Raw genomic sequence first — 7801 nt, 5'->3', positions numbered from 1 at the left:
GACTCGATCATAACAGGCGGCGCAGTCAGAGCGTCACTCGCAACAGTGCCGTCGGCAAACTGGAAATACTCGACGTTCGTGACGGTATCGGTGCCATCAGGTGAACCTGATCGCAGATCGGCAATCGTGAACGCATGCGTGGTCGAATTGTACGAGATGTTGTAGTTGGCCTGGTTGCCCGAATACACTGCCGTATCCGTGCCGGCGCCGCCATCGATGGTATCGTTGCCGCCGCCCCCGGTGATGGTGTCGTTGCCGCCGCCGCCCTTCAGAACGTTGGCAATCGCGTTGCCGATGATGGTGTCGTTGCCCGAACCACCGGTCGCGTTGTCGATCAGCGAGCGCGTGTCGCCATTGTAGAGATAGGCATTGTAGACGTTTCCGGATGCGTAGTGGCCGTTGCCGAGATAAGCCAGCTGCGTCGTGGAGAACACCGACGAGGCGCCGGGATTGAGATTGATGGTCAGGTTGGTGGTGTAGTTCGACAGGTCGTAGGTATCGACGCCGCCGCCATCCCAGACGGTCTCGTAAATGCGGTTGGCGGAACCGCCGACGCCACCGCCATCCGCAAGTTGCCCGACGCCGTTGATGAACTCCTGCCCCGTGGTCGGGCTCCAAGTGTAGACCGTGTTGCTGCTCTGGGTCGTGAAGTTCGCCCCGTACAGCGTCTGGAGCGCGAGGATATCGTTGGCCATATAGGTCTCAGGATATCCATACTGCTCATTGGTGTAGCCCGACGTCGTCGACGCGCCGACATAGCTGCGATAGCTCATGACGGTGTATTCGCTGTCGTCATGCGCGGTCGGCACCGCGACATTGGCGACGCCGCCGGTCTCCTGGCTGTGCTTGAGGCCGAAGGCATGACCGAGCTCGTGCAGCGCAGTCGTGAAATAGTAATTGCCGAGCTGCGCCTGCGTGTAGTCGTATTGCGTGCCGAACCAGACGTCGCCGCCGGCCGCATAGTTGCCGGGGTAATAGGCGTAAGACGTCGGATTGGCTGCCGGCGACTGCGCGATCATGATATCGGAGGAGCCGGTGCCGTTATAGCTGATGCTGGCGTTGGTGTAGCTCTTGATCAGCGCAATGGCGTAGTTGATGGCCGCCTGCATTTGGGTCGGCGCAGACGAAAAGCCCGACGTGGTCGGTTCACTGTCGCCGCCGGAATAGGGATAGGAATAGGTGGTCGACAGCGCTGGGAAGCTATAGCTGATCGCGCCGGACCATTTGACGCCCGACAGCAGGCCGTCGATATCCGCGTTGTTGGTTGCACTGACAGTGACAGCGGTCGCCACGAAAATCTCCAAGCAGCAGCCCCGATTCGCGGGGAAGACGTGAGATTCTAGCTTGAGAAATATACGTTTGGTTTAAATGGGGCGAAGCGACCCGACCTTTTCCGCAAGCCGGTGTTAAGCATCAAATCCCGTAATCATACGGATCGGGATGCCGATACCGGTTCCGGCTGCCCGTCGTGATTTGCAAGGGACATCATGAAACTCCACCTGACCTGTGTAGGCTTGGTCGGCGCCCTGATGGTGCTTTCAGGGCCGGATCGCCTGCCCCCCGGAGGACTGCCTCTCATGATCGGAAAAGCGAACGCCGAGGACGGCGGCAAGGCGCGGCGCGCGCCCTCGGTTCCCCCGGCCCGCGACCCCTCGGCTGCGGTCGCCGAGGAATACGAGCTCGCCCGCCAGAAGGGGACGGCGGAGGCGTTCGAGCTGTTCATCGCCCGCCATGGCGACGACCCGCTGGCCGAGAAGGCGCGCGCAGAGCTCAAGCGATTGTCGCGCTGACCTCTGCACGGGGCCAGGGCTGCGCGAGGCATCGCATTTTGACAGGCAGTATCGGCGCCGGGCCGGACTTGTCGCCCGATCTTTCGGCACTATGGTAGGCCGCAATCTGTTCCCGGAGCCACCCAAGATGCCCTTTCCGCATGCCTCGGAAGCCCTATCGCGCTTCACCGTGCTCGACCTGACCCGCGTCCGCTCCGGGCCAACCTGCGTGCGCCAGCTCGCGGATTGGGGCGCGACCGTGATCAAGATCGACGCCTTGACCGAGGATTCCGGCGGCGAGCAGCCGGGCGGCCCGCGACGGGGCTCCGACTTCCAGAATTTACACCGCAACAAGCGGGCGATGACGCTGAACCTGAAGGACGAGCGCGGGCTTGCCGTGTTCAAGCGCCTCGCCGCCAAGGCCGACGTCGTGGTCGAGAATTTCCGCCCTGACGTGAAGAAGAAGCTCGGAATCGACTATGAGAGCCTCGCCGAGATCAACCCACGCATCGTCTATGGCAGCATCTCCGGCTTCGGCCAGGACGGCCCCTACCACAAGCGGCCGGGCTTCGATCAGATCGCGCAAGGAATGGGCGGGCTGATGTCGATCACGGGCGCGCCGGGTCAAGGCCCGATGCGGGTCGGCATCCCCGTTGCCGACCTCACTGCCGGCCTGTTCTGCGCCATGGGCATCCTCACCGCGCTGCTCGAGCGCGAAATCTCCGGCAAGGGCCAGTGGGTGCAGACCTCGCTGCTCCAGGCCCAGATCTTCATGCTGGACTTCCAGGCCGCGCGCTGGCTGATGGAGGAGGAAGTCGCCAAGCAGGCCGGCAACAACCACCCGACCAGCATCCCGACCGGCGTGTTCAAGACCTCGGACGGGTATATCAACATTGCCACGACGGGCGGACGGATCTGGGAGCGCTGCGCACAGGCCGTCGGGGCTCCCGAACTCGTCACCAATCCCGACTACGCCACGGCACCGGCGCGCTCGAAGAACCGCGACGCGCTCAACGCCGAGATCGAGAAGCGCACGGTGACGAAGTCGACCGAGACCTGGGTCCGCGAGCTCAACGAGGCCGGCGTGCCCTGCGGGCCGATCTACGCCATCGACCAGATGTTCGAGGACGCGCAGGTCAAGCATCTCGGGATCGCGCAGGACGTGCCCAACGATGAGGGTCGTCACATCCGTCTGGTCGGCCAACCCGTCACGCTGTCGCGCACGCCGAGCAGGATAGTGGCGCGTCCACCGGAGTTCGGCGAACAAACCGACGAGGTTCTCAAGGAATTCGGCTTCGGCGCCGGCGAGATTGCCGCGCTCAGGGCCGCCAAGGTGGTTTGAAGATCAAGACCTTCGCCGACCTCACAAAGCAAAGAGGCCCGGCGCAGATGCCGGGCCTCCAATTGGGCTGTCAAAGACAATCAGTACTTGGCGACGACCGGGCCCGCCGTGAACTGGTAGTTGAACCCGGCACGCAGAATATGATCGCGGAAGCGGACGTCGATATCGTTCCCCGTTCCGCTGAAGTAGGTCTTGGTGCCGAGATCGACATAGAGATATTCGAGCTTCGCTGACCAGTTGGGAGTGAACTTCTTCTCGAGGCCCGCGCCGAGCGTCCAGCCAACCCGGGTGTTGCTTTCCGACACTGTTGCGCCGGTGGCCGATACCGGTCCCCCGATCGGCGTGTTGCTGTTGCCATCGAAGCGCTGCAGCGTCAGAGTCGGCGTGTTGGAGAACTTGACCTCGCCGACTGCCAGACCGCCGGTCGCGTAGAGCAGCAAGCTCGGGTCGACAAGAAAGCCGCCGCCTGATCCCCCGCAATTGAAATAAGAGCTGCAATCTAGATGGAACCATACGGGTTCCGCGCAGGCGCCGCTGTCGCGGCGGCAACATTTGGAAATAATCGGTTGGCATTAGGACTTGGACCAGGACGGATAGGCCACGCCATTGATCTTATTTGACTTAGTCCCGAACTACTCTGCCGCAGTTTTCGTCCGCCCCCTCCCTCCGACGCGCCCGAGCAGTCCGTCGATGACGGGCCAGAACAGCAACAGAATCGCCAGCGTCGTAATCGAGCCGACCAAGCCGTTTGACCAGAACACCTTGAGGTCGCCGCCGGCGCCAATCATCGACAGGCGAAAAGCGTCCTCTGCGCGGTTGCCAAGCACGAGCGCCAGCGTGAACGGTGCCAGCGGAATCCCGATCTTCTTGAAGACGTAACCGACCACACCGAAGCCGAGCATCAGCCAGATGTCGAACATCGCGTTCTGGATGGCATAGGCGCCGATCGCGCAGGACACCACGATCATCGGCGCGACGGCTGCGAACGGCACGCGCAGGATCGAAGCGAAGATCGGCACTGTCGTCAGCACCAGGAGGAGGCCGACGACATTGCCGAGATACATCGATGCGATCAGGCCCCAGACGAAATCCTTGTGCTCGACGAACAGCAGCGGGCCGGGATTGAGGCCCCACACCATCAGCCCGCCGAGCAGGATCGCCGCGGTGCCGGAGCCGGGAATGCCGAGCGCCAGCATCGGCAGCAGCGCCGAGGTTCCGGAGGCATGCGCCGCCGTCTCTGGCGCGAACACGCCTTCGATCCGGCCCTTGCCAAAGCTCTCGGGATCTTTGGCGAAGCGCTTGGCGAGATTGTAACCCATGAAGGACGCCGCGATCGCCCCGCCGGGGGTAATGCCGAGCCAGCAGCCGATGAAGGAGGACCGCAGCAGCGTCACCCAATATTTCGGCAGGTCCTTCCACACGCTCAGCACCACGCGCAGTGAGATGCTCGCGGCATGGCCGCGCAGCGCCAGCCGCTCCTCCATCGTCAGCAGGATCTCGCTGATGCCGAACAGGCCGATCACCGCCACCAGGAAGTTGATGCCGCGCAGAAGCTCGGCAGAGCCGAAGGTCATGCGCAGCTGGCCCGATACCGTGTCCATGCCGATGCCGGCCAGCAGCAGGCCGAGCGACATCGAGATGACCGTCTTGTGCTTGGCTTCGCGCCCGAGGCCAACGAACGAGCAGAAGGTGAGCAGGTACACTGCGAAGAACTCGGGCGGGCCGAATTTCAGCGCAAACGACGAGATCATCGGTGCGAGGAAGGTGATGAGCAACACCGCGACCAGCGAGCCGATGAAGGACGAGGTGAACGCCGCCGTCAGAGCCTCGGCCGCCCGGCCCTGCTGCGCCATCGGATAGCCGTCGAACGTGGTCGCGACCGACCAGGCTTCGCCGGGGATGTTGAACAGGATCGAGGTGATGGCGCCGCCGAACAGCGCGCCCCAGTAGATGCATGACAACATCACGATGGCGGAGGTGGGATCCATCGTGAAAGTGAGCGGCAAGAGAATCGCAACGCCATTGGGCCCGCCGAGCCCAGGCAGCACGCCGACGAAGATGCCGAGCACCAGTCCGACCATCATCAGCACCAGCGTCTTCCACGTCAGCAGGACGGCGAAGCCGTGAAGCAGGAGACCGAATGCTTCCATCGGGGACCCGCCTAGTACCCGAAGGCCGCTTCAAGCGGTCCCTTCGGCATGATGACGTCGAAGGCGATGTCGAAGGTAACGAACATGATCGCCGTGAACACAAGAGCGGTGAGCAACGACTTCCACAGGGCGATCTTGCCGATCGCCCGCATGAAGCCCGCAATCAGGAGGAAGCTCGCGACATAAAGGCCGAGGAACTGCGTCACCAGGCAGAACAGCAGCGTCGGCACGAACACCGCCATCACGCGGCGCGCCTGAGCCCGCGTGACGAAGGTCTCGCTTGTCCCACGACGCGCGAGGAGAGCTGCGATCAAACCGTAGAGACTGGCGCCGCCAAGGACGAGCGAGAGATAGAACGGGAAATAACCGGGCTCCGGCCCGGTTGAATCCCAGGAGGCGCCGGTGCGCCAATTGTCGTAACCGAGGATTGCGGCGAGTGCGAGCAGCAGCAGACAGGCGATGATTTCGACCGTGCCGGTGCTCGTGACGGCCGGGGAGTCGTCCTCAGGCGCGGTCGGATCGTCGACGACGATTTCAAGATCGGTTTGGGACATGCCTATGCCAGGAATGTTGCGGTCAATTCTCCCTCTCCCCAGGTGCGGGAGAGGGACGAAGAGAGCCTACTTGGCGACGAATCCGGCTTCGGTCATCAACGACTTGTTGACAGCGTCGTCTTCCTCGAGAAATTGGACCATGTCCTTGCCGGTGAGGAAGATCGGCTTCAAGGCCTGCTTTTCCATATAGTCCTTGTACTCGGCGGTCTGCGTCACCTTGTGGAACAGCTCGACATAGAACGCCTGCTGCTCCGGCGTGACCTTGCCGGGCAGGAACATCGCCCGCAGCATCAGATACTGGACGTCGACGCCCTCTTCTTTACAGGTTGGGATGTCAGCCCAGGACTGCGTGTCGGTCACCTTGGTGGTGTAGGAGATGCGCTCCTTGTCGAACACGCAGAGCGGACGCACCTGGCCGGCGCGCCAGACTTCGAGGTTCTCGGATGGATTGTTGACGTTGGATTCGGTGTGGTTGCCGACCAGCTGGGTCGCGGCCTCGCCGCCGGACTTGTAGGGCAGATAGGAGAATTTCGCGCCAGTCTTCTGCTCGAGGAAGACGGTCAGCACGTGGTCCTCGCGCTTAGAGCCGGTGCCGCCCATCTTGAACGGCGAGCTTGCGGCCTTCGCAGCCGCGATGAATTCCTTCACCGTCTTCGGGCCGGCGCTGTTGTCCCACAGCACGAATTGGTCGAGCGCGATCACCGAGACCGGGGTTAGCTCGCGCCAGTTGAACGGGATCTTCGCCGACAACGGCAGCATGTAGATCAGCGAATAGGCGATCAGCACCTTGTTCGGATCGCCCTCGCTGGACTTCATGTACATCAGCGCTTCCGCACCCGATGCGCCGCCCTTGAGCGAGACCACCATCGGCTGCTTCATCAGATTGTTCTTCTGGATCGCGGCCTGCATCATCCGCGCCATCTGGTCGGAGGCGCCGCCTGCGCCCGCCGCCACCACGATCTCGACCGGCTTGGTGGGCTCCCAGCCGGCAAAAGCGGGCGCGCTCAACAACAAGGCCGTCGCGGCTCCGACGGCTTTCAATGGAATTCGCACGAGTTTCGCCCCCTGGTTATTATTGGCCTTGTGATGCCGGGAATTCTAGCGGTGCATTGTGCGGACTAAGGGTCGCGAGTTCAAGCCGGCGAATATTCCACCACGTATGACTTTCGGCGGACGGAGCGCGTGCTACCGGCCCTTCCAGTTCGGCGAGCGCTTGTTGAGGAAGGCGTCCATGCCCTCGCGAAAATCTTCGCTCATATAGGCCTTGAGGATCAGGTCCTCGCCCTCCTCGCGCGACAGCGTTCGGCGGATGCGGCGCACCGCCTCCTTGGTCGCCTCCAGCGTCAACGGCGCGTGGCTCGCGACGAGCTTCGCGGTCTCGTCGGCGCGGCGCTGCAGCGTCTCGACATCGGGCACGATCTCGGTGAGCAGGCCAAGCGCGAGCGCTTCCGGCGCCTCGACCAGGCGCGCCCTGAAGATCAGGTCCTTGGTGCGGGCAGGACCGACCAGCGAGACGACGCGGCTGATGTTCGACATCGACAGGCAGTTGCCGAGCGTGCGCGCGATCGGGAAACCCATGCGCGTGGTCTCGGTGCCGATGCGCAGGTCGCAACAGGCGGCGATGCCGGCACCGCCACCGGTGCAGGCCCCCGCGATCGCCGCGATAACGGGCACGCGGCACTGTTCGAGCGTGCCGAGCACGCGGTCGATCCGCGCCTCGTAGTCGAGCGCGTCCTGCGCGGTCTTGAAAGCACGGAATTGAGAGATGTCGGTGCCCGATGCAAACGCCTTGTCGCCGGCGCCGGTCAAAATCAGCGCTTTGATCGAGCGATCGACGTTGATCTCCAGGCAGATCTCCGCCATGCGGTCATACATGGCGAAGGTCATGGCGTTGCGCGCCTGCGGGCGATTGAAGGTGATCCTCGCGATGCCGTCCGTGACGGAGTAGAGCAGGTCTTCGTTGGCAGTCGGTGCGTTCATCGCGCG

General features: G+C 63.1%; 8 protein-coding genes. 2 read left to right on the top strand and 6 right to left on the bottom strand.

The features are described 5' to 3' along the window. Positions 1–1292, bottom strand: a 1292-nt coding sequence (locus BM374_RS28765) for a M10 family metallopeptidase (RefSeq protein WP_177248602.1), incomplete at its 3' end; no start/stop codon positions are given. Between the two features lie 285 nt (positions 1293–1577). On the opposite strand from BM374_RS28765, the gene BM374_RS28760 reads away from it, so the two are divergent. Both BM374_RS28760 and BM374_RS28755 read left to right on the top strand, forming a co-directional pair. Then, positions 1578–1790 carry a hypothetical protein gene (locus BM374_RS28760; protein WP_349510002.1) on the top strand — a complete coding sequence of 71 codons (213 nt, stop codon included), beginning with the start codon at positions 1578–1580 and terminating at the stop codon, positions 1788–1790. A gap of 127 nt (positions 1791–1917) precedes the next feature. Beyond that, positions 1918–3111, top strand: coding sequence for a CaiB/BaiF CoA transferase family protein (locus BM374_RS28755; RefSeq protein WP_092300574.1), 1194 nt, complete (start codon positions 1918–1920; stop codon positions 3109–3111). An 80-nt stretch (positions 3112–3191) separates the two neighbouring features. On the opposite strand, the gene BM374_RS28750 is transcribed toward BM374_RS28755, so the two are convergent. The 5 genes from BM374_RS28750 to BM374_RS28730 form a co-directional block, all read right to left on the bottom strand. Next, the gene (locus BM374_RS28750) at positions 3192–3671 is read right to left on the bottom strand and encodes an outer membrane protein (protein ID WP_283807095.1); all 480 of its coding nucleotides are present in this window, start codon (positions 3669–3671) and stop codon (positions 3192–3194) included. A 72-nt stretch (positions 3672–3743) separates the two neighbouring features. Then, positions 3744–5261 carry a tripartite tricarboxylate transporter permease gene (locus tag BM374_RS28745; protein WP_092300296.1) on the bottom strand — a complete coding sequence of 506 codons (1518 nt, stop codon included), beginning with the start codon at positions 5259–5261 and terminating at the stop codon, positions 3744–3746. Positions 5262–5272: 11 nt separating this feature from the next. Further along, positions 5273–5815: a tripartite tricarboxylate transporter TctB family protein gene (locus BM374_RS28740; protein ID WP_092300293.1), complete on the bottom strand. Its 543-nt coding sequence runs from the start codon at positions 5813–5815 to the stop codon at positions 5273–5275. Positions 5816–5881: 66 nt separating this feature from the next. Continuing rightward, positions 5882–6868, bottom strand: coding sequence for a Bug family tripartite tricarboxylate transporter substrate binding protein (locus BM374_RS28735; RefSeq protein WP_092300290.1), 987 nt, complete (start codon positions 6866–6868; stop codon positions 5882–5884). Positions 6869–7000: 132 nt separating this feature from the next. After that, a complete protein-coding gene (locus tag BM374_RS28730; RefSeq protein WP_092300286.1) occupies positions 7001–7795 on the bottom strand; it encodes an enoyl-CoA hydratase/isomerase family protein in 795 nt (264 codons plus the stop codon). Between the last annotated feature and the right edge of the window lie 6 nt (positions 7796–7801).

The organism is Bradyrhizobium sp. Ghvi (assembly GCF_900115265.1).
Lineage (GTDB): Bacteria > Pseudomonadota > Alphaproteobacteria > Rhizobiales > Xanthobacteraceae > Bradyrhizobium.
Note: the sequence above shows the minus strand (reverse complement) of the source record. Positions and strands in the feature narration are given on the sequence as shown.

What these genes read in the sequence shown, in the direction of transcription:
- BM374_RS28760 (WP_349510002.1), top strand. Translation starts at nt 1,578, where the DNA reads ATGATCGGAAAAGCGAACGCCGAGGACGGCGGCAAGGCGCGGCGCGCG.
- BM374_RS28755 (WP_092300574.1), top strand. Translation starts at nt 1,918, where the DNA reads ATGCCCTTTCCGCATGCCTCGGAAGCCCTATCGCGCTTCACCGTGCTC.
- BM374_RS28745 (WP_092300296.1), bottom strand. Translation starts at nt 5,261, where the DNA reads ATGGAAGCATTCGGTCTCCTGCTTCACGGCTTCGCCGTCCTGCTGACG.
- BM374_RS28740 (WP_092300293.1), bottom strand. Translation starts at nt 5,815, where the DNA reads ATGTCCCAAACCGATCTTGAAATCGTCGTCGACGATCCGACCGCGCCT.
- BM374_RS28730 (WP_092300286.1), bottom strand. Translation starts at nt 7,795, where the DNA reads ATGAACGCACCGACTGCCAACGAAGACCTGCTCTACTCCGTCACGGAC.